Below are 449 nucleotides of genomic sequence, written 5' to 3'. Positions count from 1 at the left end.
GCAAATGACAGCAAGAGATCAGGGACGGATGACGGAAACCACCACTCAGCACGAAGTCGGCGACGCACTGGATCGGGTGCTCGCGAACGCCGACAGCCGGTCGGAGGTCAGGGTCTTCGGGGCAGCACAGGCGCTGCAGGACGAGTCGACGGCGGCGCACACGGCGTCGGACGGACAGCAGTGGGACCTGGAGGATCGGCATGCGCTGCGACGCGTGGGCGGCCTCTCCACCGAACTCGAAGACGTCACCGAAGTCGAGTACCGCCAGCTGCGCCTCGAGAACGTCGTGCTGGTGGGCGTATACCCGCAGGGCGCGCAGGAGGAGGCAGAGAACTCTCTCCGCGAACTCGCGGCGCTCGCCGAGACCGCGGGCGCCGTCGTGCTCGACGGTGTGCTGCAGCGCCGCCCGCATCCGGACGCTGCGACCTACCTCGGACGAGGCAAGGCGC

General features: G+C 68.8%; 1 protein-coding gene. It reads left to right on the top strand.

Translation table 11 applies throughout. From position 1 onward, the window contains the following. Positions 1–28: 28 nt before the first annotated feature. On the top strand, positions 29–449 hold a 421-nt coding region (locus tag ASV53_RS26575), incomplete at its 3' end, for an HflX-like GTP-binding protein (RefSeq protein ID WP_275657127.1).

It is taken from the genome of Photobacterium sanguinicancri (assembly GCF_002265265.1).
Lineage (GTDB): Bacteria > Pseudomonadota > Gammaproteobacteria > Enterobacterales > Vibrionaceae > Photobacterium > Photobacterium sanguinicancri.
This window is presented reverse-complemented; position numbering and strand designations above follow the sequence as displayed.